The organism is Pseudarthrobacter sp. NPDC092439, assembly GCF_044754945.1.
Classification (GTDB): Bacteria; Actinomycetota; Actinomycetes; order Actinomycetales; family Micrococcaceae; genus Arthrobacter.
This window is the reverse complement of the sequence record NZ_JBIVQB010000003.1, coordinates 315634-329703: the sequence shown is the minus strand read 5'-3', so window position 1 is coordinate 329703 and position 14070 is coordinate 315634. Positions and strand designations below refer to the sequence as shown.

15 protein-coding genes are annotated in these 14070 nt (G+C 67.1%); 9 read left to right on the top strand and 6 right to left on the bottom strand.

The window, feature by feature from the left end; translation table 11 throughout:
• Positions 1-11: 11 nt before the first annotated feature.
• On the bottom strand, positions 12-1175 hold the full coding sequence (gene galK / locus ACIQCM_RS09575) for a galactokinase (protein ID WP_400605820.1): 1164 nt from the start codon (positions 1173-1175) through the stop codon (positions 12-14).
• Complete coding sequence (gene galT / locus ACIQCM_RS09570) at positions 1172-2404, bottom strand: galactose-1-phosphate uridylyltransferase (RefSeq protein ID WP_400605822.1); 1233 nt, start codon at positions 2402-2404, stop codon at positions 1172-1174. Before galT ends, galK begins: the two co-directional genes overlap by 4 nt.
• Before the next feature lie 98 nt (positions 2405-2502).
• Here galT and ACIQCM_RS09565 point away from each other — a divergent pair, with 98 nt between their 5' ends.
• From ACIQCM_RS09565 to ACIQCM_RS09550, 4 genes are all read left to right on the top strand, one after another.
• Positions 2503-3456 carry an aldose 1-epimerase family protein gene (locus ACIQCM_RS09565; protein WP_400605825.1) on the top strand — a complete coding sequence of 318 codons (954 nt, stop codon included), beginning with the start codon at positions 2503-2505 and terminating at the stop codon, positions 3454-3456.
• A gap of 39 nt (positions 3457-3495) precedes the next feature.
• On the top strand, positions 3496-4728 hold the full coding sequence (locus tag ACIQCM_RS09560; RefSeq protein ID WP_400605827.1) for an AI-2E family transporter: 1233 nt from the start codon (positions 3496-3498) through the stop codon (positions 4726-4728).
• A 129-nt stretch (positions 4729-4857) separates the two neighbouring features.
• The gene (ilvA, locus tag ACIQCM_RS09555) at positions 4858-6096 is read left to right on the top strand and encodes a threonine ammonia-lyase (protein ID WP_400605828.1); all 1239 of its coding nucleotides are present in this window, start codon (positions 4858-4860) and stop codon (positions 6094-6096) included.
• Between the two features lie 6 nt (positions 6097-6102).
• The gene (locus ACIQCM_RS09550; RefSeq protein WP_400605830.1) at positions 6103-6720 is read left to right on the top strand and encodes a rhomboid family intramembrane serine protease; all 618 of its coding nucleotides are present in this window, start codon (positions 6103-6105) and stop codon (positions 6718-6720) included.
• 99 nt (positions 6721-6819) lie between these two features.
• Here ACIQCM_RS09550 and greA read toward each other — a convergent pair whose 3' ends face one another.
• Both greA and ACIQCM_RS09540 read right to left on the bottom strand, forming a co-directional pair.
• A complete protein-coding gene (greA, locus tag ACIQCM_RS09545; RefSeq protein ID WP_377215302.1) occupies positions 6820-7314 on the bottom strand; it encodes a transcription elongation factor GreA in 495 nt (164 codons plus the stop codon).
• Between the two features lie 142 nt (positions 7315-7456).
• Positions 7457-7924, bottom strand: coding sequence for a DUF4307 domain-containing protein (locus tag ACIQCM_RS09540; RefSeq protein WP_400605833.1), 468 nt, complete (start codon positions 7922-7924; stop codon positions 7457-7459).
• A gap of 115 nt (positions 7925-8039) precedes the next feature.
• Between ACIQCM_RS09540 and mca the strand changes: the two genes are divergently transcribed.
• Together mca and ACIQCM_RS09530 are read left to right on the top strand one after the other, a co-directional pair.
• Positions 8040-8945 (top strand): mycothiol conjugate amidase Mca, encoded by a 906-nt coding sequence (gene mca / locus ACIQCM_RS09535; RefSeq protein ID WP_400605836.1) that lies wholly within the window; start codon positions 8040-8042, stop codon positions 8943-8945.
• A gap of 93 nt (positions 8946-9038) precedes the next feature.
• Positions 9039-9386 carry a hypothetical protein gene (locus ACIQCM_RS09530; protein ID WP_400605839.1) on the top strand — a complete coding sequence of 116 codons (348 nt, stop codon included), beginning with the start codon at positions 9039-9041 and terminating at the stop codon, positions 9384-9386.
• Between the two features lie 34 nt (positions 9387-9420).
• Here ACIQCM_RS09530 and ACIQCM_RS09525 read toward each other — a convergent pair whose 3' ends face one another.
• A complete protein-coding gene (locus ACIQCM_RS09525) occupies positions 9421-10167 on the bottom strand; it encodes a hemolysin III family protein (RefSeq protein ID WP_400605841.1) in 747 nt (248 codons plus the stop codon).
• 151 nt (positions 10168-10318) lie between these two features.
• Here ACIQCM_RS09525 and ACIQCM_RS09520 point away from each other — a divergent pair, with 151 nt between their 5' ends.
• Entirely contained in the window at positions 10319-11080 is a 762-nt protein-coding gene (locus ACIQCM_RS09520; RefSeq protein WP_400606404.1) for an isoprenyl transferase, read from the top strand.
• 255 nt (positions 11081-11335) lie between these two features.
• The gene (locus ACIQCM_RS09515) at positions 11336-12751 is read left to right on the top strand and encodes a PhoH family protein (protein WP_400605843.1); all 1416 of its coding nucleotides are present in this window, start codon (positions 11336-11338) and stop codon (positions 12749-12751) included.
• Here the strand turns inward: ACIQCM_RS09515 and ACIQCM_RS09510 are convergent.
• Positions 12748-13410 carry a GNAT family N-acetyltransferase gene (locus tag ACIQCM_RS09510; RefSeq protein WP_400605846.1) on the bottom strand — a complete coding sequence of 221 codons (663 nt, stop codon included), beginning with the start codon at positions 13408-13410 and terminating at the stop codon, positions 12748-12750. The two genes, ACIQCM_RS09515 and ACIQCM_RS09510, sit on opposite strands and share 4 nt — an antisense overlap.
• 120 nt (positions 13411-13530) lie before the next feature.
• On the opposite strand from ACIQCM_RS09510, the gene ACIQCM_RS09505 reads away from it, so the two are divergent.
• Positions 13531-14064: a prepilin peptidase gene (locus ACIQCM_RS09505; protein ID WP_400605849.1), complete on the top strand. Its 534-nt coding sequence runs from the start codon at positions 13531-13533 to the stop codon at positions 14062-14064.
• Positions 14065-14070 lie beyond the last annotated feature (6 nt).

The window sequence follows — 14070 nt, the reverse complement described above, 5'->3', positions numbered from 1 at the left end:
CGCGTCCGGGGCTAGGCGATCCGCCGGGCGCCGGGGGCGGGGGACACGGTGAAGATCCCGGGTTCCCTGTATCCCGCCCTCGCGAAGGCGCGTACGACGGCGGAACGTACCTCTGGCTCTGCCTCCACCGGCGTGAGGGCTATGGCCGCCCCTCCGAACCCGCCGCCGGTCATCCGGGCGCCGATGGCTCCGTGGGCCCGGGCGGTTTCGACGGCGAGATCCAGCTCCGGGCAGGAGATCTCGAAGTCGTCCCGCATGGAGGCGTGGCTGGCATCCAGCAGCAGCCCGATGGCTGACGGGCCTTCCGCCTCAAGCCGCTCCACGGTCTGCAGCACGCGGTCATTCTCGGTGACGACGTGGCGGACGCGGCGGAAGGTGGTTTCGTCCAGGAGTCCGCTCGCTTCGGGGAGGTCGCCCACTTGCACGTCACGCAGGGCACCAACCCCGAGAACCTCCGCTCCCAGCTGGCATGACGCGCGCCGGGACGCGTAGCCGCCGTCGGCGTGGGAATGCGAAACCTTGGTGTCAATCACCAGGAGGACCAGGCCGGCCGGGCCGGTCTCGAACGGAACCAGCGTAGCGTTCTGGTCCCGGCAGTCGAGGAAAACGGCATGGCCTTCGGCGCCCCGCAGCGAGGCCGACTGGTCCATGATCCCCGTGGGTGCGCCCACGAAGCCGTTTTCCGCCCGCTGCGTGGCCAGAACCATGTCCTGCGCAGTCAGGCCCGCGCTGGTGAGGTCATTCAGCGCGGAAATCACGGCGCATTCGATGGCGTGGGAGGAGGAGAGGCCGGCCCCCGGCGGGACGTCCGAGTCCAGCAGCAGGTCGATGCCGGGCACCGTGATGCCTGCTTCGCGCAGCGCCCAGAGCACCCCGAGGGGGTACTTGGTCCAGCCCTTGGCGCTTTCGGGTTCCAGCTGGTCCAGGTTGGCACTTGCCGGCCCCTGGTCCCCGTAGGTGGACAGCAGCCGGACCTGCAAGTCCCCGCGGACCCTTACGGCAACCCGCGCGGCCCGGTCGATGGCGAACGGCAGGACGAAACCTTCGTTGTAGTCGGTGTGCTCGCCGATCAGGTTTACCCGGCCGGGAGCCTGCCAGATTCCGTCCGGCGCCGCGCCATACTCACGCTGGAAGCGTGCGGCCAGTTCTTCGGGGCGGAAAGGGGCGGCGTTCACAGGCGGGCTCCTTCGGGTGCTGCTGGTCCGGGAATCGCCGTCCCGGACGCTGGTGCGGCCGCGGCGGGGGACCCTTGCACCGTAACGGTGCGGAGGCGCCCGGCAACAGCCTCGGGGGTGGTGTCGTTGATGAAAGCGCCCATGGCCGCTTCAGAACCGGCCAGGTACTTCAGCTTGTCGGCTGCCCTCCGCGGGGAGGTGAGCTGCAGGTGCAGGTAGCCCGAGCTGCGGTGCGCCGCCTCCAGCGGGGCCTGGTGCCACGCCGAAATGTATGGCGTAGGAGTGGGGTAAAGCGCATCCACCCGCTGCAGCAGTTCCAGGTACACCTGGGCCAGTTCGTCCTTCTCGTTCCCGTCCAGGGCGGCCAGGTCGGGAACCTGGCGGTGCGGCACCAGGTGGATTTCCAGGGGCCAGCGAGCGGCAAAGGGCACGTAGGCGCTGAAGTGTTCGCCTTCCAGGACCATCCGGCTGCCGTCCTCGCGCTCAGAGCGCAGGAGGGAGCCGGTCAGGGTGCCGCGTCCGTCCTGCGCCTCGTAGTAGCGGCGTGCAGCTGCCCCGATGGCGGCAGCGCGCGGGGTCACGTAGGAATAGGCGTAGATCTGGCCATGCGGGTGGTGCAGGGTCACGCCAATGTCCGCGCCGCGGTTTTCGAACGGAAACACCTGCCTTATCCCGGGGAGCGCGCTTAGTGCTGCTGTGCGGTGCGCCCAGGCTTCAACCACGGTGCGCGCCCTCGTGTGGCCCAGCCCGGAAAAGGAGCCGGTGTGCTCCGGAGTGAAGGACACCACCTCGCACCGGCCGTACGCCGGCAATGCGGTTCCCCACCCGGCGTGGCCGGGTACGGGACCAAGCGCCGGGCCAAGGGATGGGAAGCGGTTTTCGAACACGACGACGTCATAGTCAGCCGCCGGGATTTCCGACGCGTTCCCGGGGGAGGTAGGGCAGATGGGGCATTGGTCCGCAGGCGGCAGGTGCGTGCGGGTCTGCCGGTGCGCCGCGACGGCGACCCATTCATCCGTGAGCGCGTCGTAGCGGACCTCGCCGGGCTCGCCGCGGGGCGGCAGGGCGCGCCGGTCCACAGCGGCCGCGGCTCCTCCGGCCGCACCGGCGGGCTCCGCTGCGCCGGCCCAAACGCCGCCGGCGCTTCCCCGGGGACCGTTGGCTCCGGCGTCGTCAAAGTAGAAAAGCTCCCGGCCGTCCGAGAGCGTGGTGGCGGTTATCACGGTCATGCATCGAGTGTCCCACGCCCTATCAAAAAAGAATAGTTTTTAACAAAAACTAACATCCGGCTCCGTGGCCGGTGCCCGGGCCGGGTACGGTGGTGCACATGACGATGTCTTCCAGTGCGCCCGTTCCTTCCGGTCCCGAAGTCCGGGCTTATGCGACCGGCCGCCAGTATGAACTCCGGCGCGGCGATGCCGTGGCCGTGGTGACCGAGCTTGCTGCCGGGCTGCGTGAATTCCGCCGGGGCGGGACGCTCCTGACGGAAACATATGCCGACCACGAGATTCCACCCGGCGCCGCCGGGATCACCCTGGCACCGTGGGCCAACCGGATTGACGGCGGTTTGTGGCATCTGGATGGCAAGAAACAACAGCTGGACATCACCGAAGTTTCGCGGAACAACGCCAGCCACGGCCTGCTGCGGAACACCGGCTACACGCTCGTGGACGAGTCCGAACACTCCGTCACGCTCGAAGCCGCCATCTTTCCCCAGCACGGATACCCGTTCCTGGTCCGGCACCAGGTCCGTTACGGGATCAATGAAGTGCTTGGACTGGAGGTCCGGCAGACGCTGCTGAACGACGGCGGCGGCGCTGCGGCGCCGTTCGTCCTCGGCGCCCACCCCTACCTGCGCATCGGCGATGCTCCGGCCGAAGACCTGGTGCTCACCGTCCAGGCGGACACCCAACTGGTGGCGGATGAACGGAAGATTCCGCGCAGCCAGGAGCCGGTGTCCGGAGACGTGGATTTCCGCGGCGGCAGGACCATCGGCGCCCTCGACATCGATGTTGCACTGACCGGACTGGATTTCCGCGACGGACGGGCACGGCATGTGCTGGCGGATCCGGAGGGGCGGACGGTCAGTCTCTGGCAGGACCGTTCCTGCGGGTACGTCCACGTGTTCGTGACGCCCACCTATCCCGGCCGGAGCCGGGCGGTGGCCCTCGAACCGATGACAGGTCCGGCGAACGCCTTCAACTCCGGTGAGGGCCTCCGCTGGCTGGAGCCCGGCGAATCATTTGCCATGGAATGGGGCATCGACTACCGCGCCGCGTGACGGTTTCACAATCCGGGGCCGCTGGGGAATTATTAGGCTATGACGCCCCCTGACGATGCGGTAACGCCCGCAACGCCCGCGCCGGACCATCCCGTGCCGGCACCGCAGGCACCTCCGCGGCGGGACCGCGACCTGGAGACGGACATTCCCTACGGCATCCGCATCGCCGCCGCATGGTCGTGGCGCCTGGGCCTGATCCTGCTGGTGGGCGGCGGCCTCGTGTGGCTGTTGAGCCATGTCACCTTCCTCATCATTCCGGTAATGGTGGCTGCCCTGCTGGCGGGCCTGCTGAATCCCGTCGTCGGCTGGCTTAAGCAGAACCGCCTGCCCGCCGGGGCGGCTGTGGCGATCACCGTCGTCGGCTTCCTGGGACTCATAGGCGGGGCGCTGGCGCTGGTCGGCCGCCAACTGTACACCGGGTTCAGTGAACTCTGGTCCGAGGCCCTGACCGGCATCAGGCAGATCCAGGAGTGGCTCGCAGAGGGCCCACTCCACCTCACCGCCGATCAGATGGACCAGTACTTCAAGGAAGCCGGCACGGCCCTTCAGGACAACACCAGCAGCATCCTCAGCGGCGCCCTCTCCTTCGGCAGCACCGCCGGGCACTTCGCCGCCGGACTGATCCTGGCCCTGTTTATCCTGATCTTCTTCCTGCTGGAGGGCGAAAGGATTTGGGGCTTCATTGTGCGTCTGCTGCCCCGGAAGGCACGGCCTGCGGCATTCGGTGCCGGCCGCAAGGGCTGGGCGTCCATGGTGAGCTACGCGCGCATCCAGATGTTCGTTGCCTTCGTGGACGCCGTGGGAATCGGGGCAGGCGCAGCCATCATCGGCGTGCCGCTGGCACTCCCGCTGAGTGTCCTGGTGTTCATCGGTTCCTTTATCCCCATCGTCGGCGCCCTGGTGACCGGCGCCATTGCCGTGCTGCTGGCGCTGGTTGCCAACGGACTCGTCAATGCACTCGTCATGCTGGGCATTGTCCTGCTGGTCCAGCAGCTGGAAAGCCACATCCTGCAGCCGCTCATCATGGGCAAAGCCGTCTCCCTCCATCCGGTAGCCGTGATCCTCTCCGTTGCCGCAGGTTCATACCTGGCCGGGATACCCGGCGCCTTGTTCTCGGTTCCCGTCCTCGCCGTAGCAAACTCGGCGGTTCGCTACATCGCGGCGAGAACGTGGGAACATGAACAAGTGCCGGCATTGCCCGGAGCGCCAATGCCGGCCGCAGCCGGGGGGAACGCCACCGTCAAGGACGTTGAACCGCCGGACCTCCCTTAGGGCGCTGCCGGCATCGGGGGACCGCCGCGGTGCGAACAACGCGCACAGGCAGCCGGCACAGCAGCGAAGAATCCTTGCTGCCCGCAGCGGGATGCGGGCGCCGGGGCCGAACCAGAGGAGAATGAGTCCGTGAACATCCTGGAAACCCTTCCCGTCACCCTGGACGATGTCCTTGCGGCGCAGAAGCTGCTTGACGGGATTATTGCGCGGACTCCCGTGGAGTCTTCCCGCGCGCTGGGAGCGATGGCGGGCGGGGAAGTCTTCTTCAAGTGCGAGAACCTGCAGCGCGCCGGTTCCTTCAAGGTCCGCGGCGCCTATGTCCGGATGGCACGGCTCTCGGCCGAAGAAAAGAAGCGCGGCGTGGTGGCGGCCTCCGCAGGGAACCACGCCCAGGGCGTGGCCGTGGCGGCAAAAGCGCTGGGAATCAAAGCCCGCATCTACATGCCGCTGGGAGTTGCCCTGCCCAAGCTCGCGGCCACCCGAAGCCACGGCGCCGAGGTCATCCTGCACGGGCACAACGTGGACGAGGCGCTCGCCGAGGCCCAGCGGTACAGCAACGAGACGGGAATGGTGTTCGTGCATCCCTTCGATAACGTTGATGTGGTGGCGGGCCAGGGAACCCTTGGCCTGGAAATCCTGGAGCAGGTACCCAATGTCGACACCATCCTGATGGGCGTGGGCGGCGGAGGCCTGCTTGCCGGCGTTGCCGTGGCGGTGAAGGCGCGCGCCAAGGAACTGGGCCGGGAGATCAGGATCATCGGAGTCCAGGCGGAAAACGCAGCCGCCTACCCGCCGTCGCTCGCTGCCGATGCCCTGGTGCCGCTGAAAAAGGTCTCCACCATGGCTGACGGCATCGCCGTGGGGCGCCCGGGACAGCTGCCGTTCAGCATCATCCGCGAACTCGTGGACGACGTTGTCACGGTCAGCGAGGATTCCCTGGCGCGCGCCCTGATCTTCCTGCTGGAGCGGGCCAAGATGGTGGTGGAACCGGCAGGCGCCGTGGGTGTCGCCGCCCTCATGGACGGCAAGATCGAAAACCCCGGAACCACCGCTGTGGTTCTCTCCGGCGGCAATATCGACCCCATGCTGATGCTCAAAGTCATCCAGCGCGGCCTATCGGCTGCCGGCCGGTACATGACCGTGCGGATGATGCTCGATGACCGGCCCGGTTCGCTGGCCACCATCGCCCGGATCATTGCCGAAAACGATGCCAACGTCACCGGGTTGGACCACACCCGGGTCGGAGGTTCCATCAGCATGGGCGACGTCTCCATCACCGTGAACCTGGAGACCAAGGGCCACCAGCACGGCGAACAGGTCCTCAGTGCTTTGCGCGCCGAAGGCTTCCAGCCGATCGTGGTCCACTAGCACGCCATGGTCCTGCCGGCAGGTAACGGGCAGCCAAGCCAGCGGCGGGTGCTGGCGGGGCGTGCCAGGGGCGGGCTGCTGGTGCTGGGCGGCTTCGTGGCCCTGCTGTTCGCCATCGAAGTCCTCAATCTGCTGATGTTGCGCTCGCTGAACCGGACCTTCGGGCTTCGGCCGCGCAGTGCGGACGGGCTGCTGGACATCTTCACCTTTCCACTCCTGCACGCGAACCTGAGCCACCTGCTCTCCAACAGCCTCCCGCTGGTGGTGTTTGGGTTCCTGGTGTTCCTTTCCGGCCTTCGCGTGTTCCTTACCGCACTGGCCGCCAGCTGGCTGGGCTCCGGACTCACAGTCTGGCTGATCGGGGCCGGCGGCATCACGGTCGGCTCCTCAGGGCTGGTGTTTGGCCTGTTCGCCTTCCTGCTGGTCCGCGGCTTCCTGAACCGCAGCTGGCGGCAGATCCTGCTGGCAGTGGTGCTCTTTATGGGGTACGGCGGCATCCTGCTGGGAGTGCTGCCCCTCATGGGCGGCCAGATTTCCTGGCAGGCGCATTTGGGCGGCGCCGCGGGCGGCGTGGTGGCCGCCGTGCTCCTGCGCCGGCGCTTCGGCGCAAGGGAACGGGCATGACCTGCCTTCAACGCGGCCTGAACGCCGGAGGCGGCTGCCCTTAAACGCCAGGTGCCGGCCACCCTTTGGGCGGCCGGCACCAGTCGGTGCTGGCAGTGACTATGCCGTGTACGGCTTGGCGGAGAGGATCTCCACCTTGATGTCCTTGCCGTTCGGCGCGGTGTAGCTGAGGGTGTCGCCTTCCTTGTGGCCCAGGATGGCAGCACCCAGCGGCGACTTCTCACTGAAGACGTCCAGGTCCGAGTCCCCGGCAATTTCGCGCGATCCGAGGAGGAAGGTCTCCTCATCACCGGCAATCCGGGCCACGACGATCATGCCGGGCTCCACGATTCCGTCATCGGCGGGGGACTCGCCGACGTGTGCGTCGCGGAGCAGGACCGTGAGCTGGCGGATGCGGGCCTCGATCTTGCCCTGTTCTTCCTTGGCTGCGTGGTACCCGCCATTTTCCTTGAGGTCGCCCTCTTGCCGGGCGGCTTCGATCTTCTGGACGATCTCCGCGCGGCCGGCGCCGGAAAGGTGGTCCAGCTCTGCCTTCAGGCGGTCAAAAGCTTCCTGGGTGAGCCAGGCTGCAGCTGCGCTGTTGGTGGTAGACACGGACTTCTCCTCTAATGGTCCTACATGCAAAAGACCCCGCCACGGTGGCCACTTGTGGAACAGCAACCAGCTCAGCGGGGTAAAGGTATTGATTCATTGTAGTCAATCCCTTGGACGAAACCCAATAAGCAAGCGGTGCACGTCACATGCTGTGGCCGTCTTCATCCGCTTCCCAGCAGCCGTCCACCACGCCGGAGACGGAAAGTGACTCCGTGCGGACGGTAACCCGCTGCGCAACTGTCCGGCCGCCGTCGGGCGCTCCTTCCGCGGCCGCAGCGGGAACGTCCACCACCTTCCATCCCACTACCGCGTATTTGGAATCGAGCGCCTTCACGGCGCACTTGACCGGAGTGCCGGGCTCCCGGGTGACCTGGAAATCGACCTCGGCCAGGGTTGCGTCCACAGTGCTGTACCCGATGTCCTTGAACGTCACCCCCGAGACCGCGGTGGACGTGGAGACCCAGGCCATGAAACCGATGCCGGCGGCAAGGGCTGCACCGGCAACGATGCGCTTGGTACGCGGGGGAAGGCTGCGCTTTTGGGTGCCGTAGCGATTGGCTAGGCTAGTGTGTGCGGGCGCGGAAGGGTCCTGCTGGTCCGGGGAAGTCACCAGTCCAGTTTAGTGCCCATCCCGGCGGATGGCGCCCGTCCGGACCGCCCCGCAGTATGACCCGACCAGCCAGCAGCCACACGCCGCGGCAGAAGAATTAAGGAGCCGTCCTCCCATGACAGCGTCCAGCACCGCCCCGGTACCGTTTCGGCTGCTCGCAGTCCACGCCCACCCGGACGACGAGTCCAGCAAGGGCGCTGCCACGATGGCAATGTATGCCGCCGCCGGCGTGGAGGTCATGGTGGCCACCTGCACCGACGGTTCACGCGGGGATATCCAGAACCCGGCGGTGGAGGGCGAACCCCATCCCAAACGGGACATGGCCGGCGCCAGACGCCTCGAAATGGAGACGGCGGCCAGAATCCTGGGCATCCGGCAGCAGTGGCTGGGGTTCGTGGACTCCGGCCTTCCTGAAGGCGACCCCCTCCCGCCGCTGCCCGCAGGATCCTTCGCCACACTGCCGCTGCGCCAGGCTGCCGCGCCCCTGGTGCGCCTGGTCCGGTCCTTCAAACCGCACGTCATCCTCAGCTATGACGAGAACGGCGGTTACCCGCACCCGGACCACATCATGGCCCACCGCGTGGCTGTCGAAGCGTTCGACGCGGCCGGGGATCCGGAGCGCTACCCGGAGGCGGGCGGGCCTTGGGAACCGAGCAAGCTTTACTACGACCGCGCCTTCAGCCCGGAGCGCTTCCGGGCCCTCCACTTTGCGTTGGAGGAAGCCGGCCTGCAGTCGCCCTATGCGGAGCGGTTGGCGGCCTGGCTGGAATCTGACGCAGAAGGGCACACGCCCCCGCCGGCCCGGCATCCCACCACCACGCAGATCGACTGCGGCGATTTCTTCGAAGTGCGCGACGACGCCCTGCGCGCCCACCGGACCCAGGTTGACCCGCTGGGCTTCTTCTTCGCCGTCTCGCCGGAGATGCAGCGCCGGGCGTGGCCCTGGGAGGACTACTCGCTGATCAAGTCCCGGGTGGCGTCCGAACTCCCGGAAAAGGACCTGTTCGCCGGGCTAAGATAGTCACTGCAGGCAATTTCTATCTGGCGTAGAACACGGCCGCCCCGCGGTGCAGTGCTGCTCCTGCCGTCCCCCGATCCACAGAAGGTTTTCACTGTGCATTCTCTGCTCCTTGGCCTGGCCACCACCCCTACACCCCTGCCCACGCCTACGCTGCGTGAAGGAATTTCAGAGGACCAGATCACCCCGGGACTGTGGGGATTCATCATGACCGCGTTCTTCGTGGTGGCCACCACCTTGCTGATCGTGGATATGGTCCGCCGCATCCGCCGGGTCCGCTACCGCGCCCAGGCCGAGCAGGAACGCATGGAGGCCGCTGCAGCCGCCGATGTTGCTGCCGCTGACGCGCAGGACGGGCTGGACACGACGGACGGACCGGCGGCTCCACAGGCTCCCGGGGCTGACGGTCGGGACACTCCCGGCCCCGCCCGGCCGGCGGAGTAGCCGCCGCCGCGAAAGGGAGGCCGGTCCGCCGTCGTCAGCGGAGAACAGCGATGGTGATCGCGATGTAGTGGGCCGTGAACGCGAACACCGTGAACGCGTGGAAGAGCTCATGGAAACCGAAGTGGTGGTAGCTGAAGTTCGGCTTCTTGAGGGCGTAGAACACCGCGCCGGTAATATACAGCGCGCCGCCCACGCAGATCAGGACCGCGGCCGGGATGCTGGCCTGGAAGAACTGCGGGAGGTAGACCAGGGCTCCACAGCCCAGTGCGATGTAGATGGGGACGTACAGCCAGCGCGGTGCATCCGTCCAGAGCAGCCGGAACAGTACCCCGAGCACCGCACCGGCCCAGATAACCCAGAGAAGCAGCACGGCCTGCGGACGCTCCAGCAGCGTCCAGGCCAGCGGCGTGTAGCTGCCGGCGATAACCAACATGATGTTCGTGTGGTCCAGCCGCTTGAGGACCATTTTCACCTTCGGGGACCAGTTGCCGCGATGGTAGACGGCGCTGACGCCAAAGAGCAGAACGCCGGTCGCGGCGTAAATGGCCGAGGTCACCTTGCGGTCCGCCGTGGGAGCCAGTGCAATGAGGACGATCCCGGCAGCCAGCGCCAGGGGAGCGGCGATGGTGTGGATCCAGCCGCGCCACATTGGCTTGATCATCAGCAGTTCCGCGAGGCGGACGGCGGCGTCGTCCACGGCGGTGGCTTCCGGCTGGCGGTGGTGGTCCGTTGCGCCGCGGGCGGGGCCCCGCCCCGGGGCATCCGAGGGGTCGCTGGTCATGCTCCCAGAGTAACCTACGATCGGGTAGGTTACTCACTGGTAACAAGTGTTACGTCCATCGGCCCGGGGCCGATGGACGGCGGCTGCCGCTGCGGACGGTAGCCTAGGATGTGCAAAGTACCGTCAGCAAGGAAGTCAGGTGAGTGGACGCGTGGAGTTGCCCGGGTTCCTCTACGGCTTCTACGAGCGGCGGCTCCTCAGGGACCTGCCGCGGGACCGCATTCCCCGGCACATCGGCGTCATGGTGGACGGCAACCGCCGCTGGGCCAAGCAGTTTAATGCCCCCACCAGCCAGGGCCACCAGGCCGGCGCGGACAAGATCCACGAATTCCTCGGCTGGTGCCAGGAGCTGGGCGTCAAGGTGGTCACGCTCTACATGCTGTCCACGGACAACATGAACCGCTCCAGCGAGGAACTGGACCTGCTCATGGGCATCATTGCCAACACCCTGGACCGGCTGGACGAGGACGCGGACCTTTCCGTGCATGCCATGGGGGCTCCGGAGCTGCTTCCCGGCTACCTGGCCGAGCGGCTGAACAAACTGACGGCCCGGACGCCGGTCAACGAGAAGATCCAGGTGAACGTCGCCGTGGGCTACGGAGGGCGGCGGGAAATTGTGGACGCCGTCCGGGAACTGCTGCACGACGCAGTGGCGCGCGGGGCGGACATCTCTGAACTGGCGGACAGCCTCTCCGTCGAGGACATCTCGCGTTTCCTTTACACGCGCGGCCAGCCGGATCCGGACCTGGTGATCCGCACCTCCGGAGAGCAGCGGCTTTCCGGCTTCCTGATGTGGCAAAGCGCCTACAGCGAGTTCTACTTCTGTGAAGCATTGTGGCCTGCGTTCCGGAAGGTGGACTTCCTGCGGGCCCTTCGTGACTATGCCGGCAGGCAGCGCCGCTTCGGTTCCTGACGGACCAGTCCCTGGCGGATCCGGGTTCATCCCGCGTTCACGCGCCGGCCAGAAGAATCGCCGTCGGATGTATGCGGAAATTCCGGAGGATGGATTTACGTTATACCCATCAGCAGGCAAAACCGCCGGCTGATCGGGGAGGCCAGTACATGGAGCGAATCATCGCACCGGTTGTATGGGAGGCCGGATCCGGCCTCGTGGCCGAGCCGCCTCACCAATAACAATTCCGGGCTGGGGCCCGGGGCTGGAGTCGATGTGGCTACTTCTGAAACGCTGTCCACGGTCCTTTCCGACCAGGCAGGAAAAGCTACCTCTCGCGCCACGCGAGCCATTTCTGAATCCGGCGCAGCACCAGACGCTGCGGCCGGTTTTGCCGTTTCCGGAGGGGACTCCGTCATCCATACGTTCGTGATCGATACCTCCGTTCTGCTGTCCGACCCCCACGCCCTGCTGCGCTTCGCGGAACACGAAGTCATCGTCCCCGTGGTGGTCATCACTGAGCTCGAAGCCAAACGGCACGACCCCGAACTCGGATTCTTCGCCCGCAAGGCCCTTCGGCTCCTCGATGACCTGCGCGTCAAGCACGGCGGCCTCAACCAGCCCATTCCCATCGGCGACGGCGGTTCCCTCATGGTGGAGCTGAACCACATTTCCGCGGAGGTGCTTCCGCTGGGGTTCCGCAGCGGGGACAACGACAGCCGCATCCTCGCCGTCGCCAAGAACCTTGCCAACGAGGGCAAGGACGTCACGGTGGTCTCCAAGGACCTGCCCATGCGGGTGAAGGCTTCCGCCATGGGCCTGGCCGCGGACGAATACCGCAACGAGCTGGTCAAGGACTCCGGCTGGACCGGCGTGGCCGAAGTCGAAGCCACGGAAGAGGAAATCTCCACCCTGTACGGCCACGAACCCGTCTTCATCCCGGCCGCAGCCGAAATGCCCGTGAATACCGGGCTGGTCCTCCTCTCCAACCGGGGCTCGGCCCTGGGCCGGGTAGGCGCGGACAAGCAGGTCCGCCTGGTCAAGGGCGACCGCGACGTCTTCGGCCTCCACGGGCGCTCCGCGGAACAGCGGCTGGCCATCGACATGCTGATGGACCCCAGCGTGGGTATCGTGTCCATCGGCGGGCGTGCCGGCACGGGAAAGTCGGCCCTGGCACTCTGCGCCGGCCTGGAAGCGGTCCTGGAGCGCCGTGAGCACCGCAAGGTCATCGTGTTCCGGCCCCTCTACGCCGTGGGCGGGCAGGAACTGGGCTACCTGCCCGGTTCCGAATCCGAAAAGATGAACCCTTGGGCGCAGGCGGTCTTCGACACCCTGGGCGCACTGGTCAGCCAGGAAGTGGTGGAGGAGGTCATGGACCGGGGCATGCTGGAGGTTATGCCGCTCACCCACATCCGCGGCCGCTCACTCCACGACGCGTTCGTCATCGTTGATGAGGCCCAGTCACTGGAGAAGAACGTCCTCCTCACGGTCATGAGCCGCATGGGCCAGAACTCCAAGATCGTCCTCACCCACGACGTCGCCCAGCGCGACAACCTCCGGGTGGGCCGCCATGACGGAATCGCCGCCGTCGTCGAAACCCTGAAAGGCCACCCGCTCTTCGGCCACGTGACACTCACCCGGTCCGAACGCTCGCCCATCGCCGCCCTGGTGACAGAACTTCTGGAAGGCTAACTGCCGGAAGGCGGGGCGGCCTTCAGCAGGCTGGCCGCTGCATCGTGTCCCCGGACCTGCAGCGGCCAGTCCGGCCGCCGGAACGTCTCCGGCGTGACCCGGACGTGCTGGAGGTTCTCGACAACGCCGCCCCACTCCTTGCGCGATGTGCCGTTGAGCTCATAGCCGAGGGCACGCGAGACGCCCAGGGAGGGGCCATTCCACGCGGCCGCCTCCGATTCGGCCACTTCCGCGCCCAGCCAGTCGAAGGCGTAAAGCACGACGGCGGCGCGCATCTCCCTGCCCAGGCCGCGGCCCTGCGCGGACTGCTTGAGCCAGGAGCCGGTCGTGACGGTGCGGAGGGACGCGAAATCCCGGGCTCCGATGTCCTGGCAGCCTATGAAGCCCCCCTCGTGCCAGACGCCCAGGACCAGCGTCCAGTGTTCCGGCGTGGCCTCCGCCCGGCAGCGCCAGTACCAGCGGGCCATGTTGGGTCCCAGCTGGTCGGCCGGCAGTGCCGTCCAGGGCGTACTGAACGGGTTCAGGCCGGGTTCGTGGATGCCGCTGGCCGCGGCAGCGACGGCGTCGGGGATGTCCTGGTCCAGGACCGGGCGCAGCTCCAGCCGGGGCGTGGTCAGCTTCAGGTCGAAGAGGGGCCAGATGGTGGATAGGGCGGTCATCCGCGAAGCCTAGCCGATGCACCGCCGCCGGGCTTGTCATATCCGGGCGGCTGCCCAACATATCCACAGCTACAGCGCGGACGCTGGGGCCGAGGTGCGGATTCCAGTAGCATCCGAGGGGTGATCGGAGAACTCGGCAGCCTGTGGCGGGACGCCCCTGTGGCGTTTTGGCTGGTGCTTGCTGCCTGCGCCTATTTCGCCGTGATGGCCGTCCGGCTCACCGTCGTCGACATCCGGGAACACCTGCTCCCCGACAGGATCGTGTTCCCGTCCTATGCCGTGGCCGGGGTGCTGCTGCTGGCGGCTGCACTGCTGGCCGGACCGGCAGGCGCGCAGCCTGGAGGGTTGCTGTCGTCACCGGCTCCGAGGGTGGTGGCCGGCGCCGCAGCTTTGTGGCTGTTCTACTTCGTGCTGCGGCTGGTCTACCCGCCCGGTATGGGTTTTGGCGATGTCAAGCTTGCCGGCGTGCTGGGCATGTACCTGGGCTACCTGGGCTGGTCGCATCTGTTCGCCGGAACTTTCCTGGCGTTCCTGCTGGGCGGGCTGTGGTCGCTCGCCCTCCTGGCCAGCCGGCGCGGCAGCCTCAAGTCCGACATTCCCTTCGGGCCGTTCATGCTGGCCGGCGCCGCGGCGGCAATGCTTCTCCCCGCCTGACCCCTC

Bases quoted from the DNA above. Each gene is read 5' to 3' on its own strand.
- galT (WP_400605822.1), bottom strand. From the start codon at position 2,404: ATGACCGTGATAACCGCCACCACGCTCTCGGACGGCCGGGAGCTTTTC.
- ACIQCM_RS09565 (WP_400605825.1), top strand. From the start codon at position 2,503: ATGACGATGTCTTCCAGTGCGCCCGTTCCTTCCGGTCCCGAAGTCCGG.
- ACIQCM_RS09560 (WP_400605827.1), top strand. From the start codon at position 3,496: ATGACGCCCCCTGACGATGCGGTAACGCCCGCAACGCCCGCGCCGGAC.
- ACIQCM_RS09550 (WP_400605830.1), top strand. From the start codon at position 6,103: ATGGTCCTGCCGGCAGGTAACGGGCAGCCAAGCCAGCGGCGGGTGCTG.
- mca (WP_400605836.1), top strand. From the start codon at position 8,040: ATGACAGCGTCCAGCACCGCCCCGGTACCGTTTCGGCTGCTCGCAGTC.
- ACIQCM_RS09525 (WP_400605841.1), bottom strand. From the start codon at position 10,167: ATGACCAGCGACCCCTCGGATGCCCCGGGGCGGGGCCCCGCCCGCGGC.
- ACIQCM_RS09510 (WP_400605846.1), bottom strand. From the start codon at position 13,410: ATGACCGCCCTATCCACCATCTGGCCCCTCTTCGACCTGAAGCTGACC.